The organism is Streptomyces mutomycini, assembly GCF_001700505.1.
Classification (GTDB): Bacteria; Actinomycetota; Actinomycetes; order Streptomycetales; family Streptomycetaceae; genus Streptomyces; species Streptomyces mutomycini.
Genome location: NZ_MAPV01000363.1, coordinates 1 through 795, shown reverse-complemented (window position 1 = coordinate 795; position 795 = coordinate 1). Strand labels below are relative to the sequence as shown.

The following is a 795-nucleotide window of genomic DNA, read 5'->3' as shown; positions in this document are numbered from 1 at the left end:
GCCCGGGGACGTCGATGACCACAGTCGGATCGATGGCGGGCTCCTCCTGGCCGTCGACGGCGGCCGGGCCAGGTTGGTCGTCCGATGCCTGGTGCTCGCTCACATCGCGGGCTCCGGCATCGTCGAGGATGCGCCGGATCGTCTTCGGTGAGGTGCCGTACTGCCGGGCGAGCGCCTTCACGGCGGTGCCCTGCTCGGTGTAGGCGGTGACGACGTCGGCGGCCTGGTCCTCCGTAAGCGCGGTCGGGCGTCCGAGGGTCTTGCCGGAGGCTGCTGCTGCGGCGATGCCTTCGCGGGTGTTCTCCGAGATCATGTCGCGCTGGAACTCCAGCACGGCCGCGAGCACGCTGACCATCATCTTGGTGCCCGGGTCGTCCGAGGCGAGGTCGATGCCGGAAAGCAGCCCCGACTCCACCCGTAGGTGCAGGCTGCGCCGGATGAGCACCGGCCGCAGCTCGATGATGTCCGCCACCGACCGGAAGAGGCGGGCAGCGTCCGCGATCCGGATCGTGTCGCCGACCGCGGCTTCATCGAGCAGCTGCTTGAAGCCGGTGCGGTTGAGGGACAGGACACGGCTGGAGGTCGCCGGGTCCTCGTAGGCCGGAGCGCCGGCGGCGAGCAGCGCGGCCAGGGCGTGCTGCTGTCGGGCGTCGGTCTGCTTGTCCGTCGAGTGCCGCAGGTACAGGCGGTCGGTCATGCTCCGGCTGCCATCGGTTCGTCGTCTGCCAGCTCGATCAGAGCGAGCACCGCGGCATGGCGGTCCGAGTCGCTGCCCAGCGGCCGACCGCCTGTACC

The 795-nt window shown here is 70.7% G+C and carries 1 protein-coding gene; it reads right to left on the bottom strand.

Annotated elements, in window-relative coordinates:
- On the bottom strand, positions 1-697 hold a 697-nt coding region (locus BFF76_RS30470; protein WP_079122535.1), incomplete at its 3' end, for a recombinase family protein.
- Positions 698-795 lie beyond the last annotated feature (98 nt).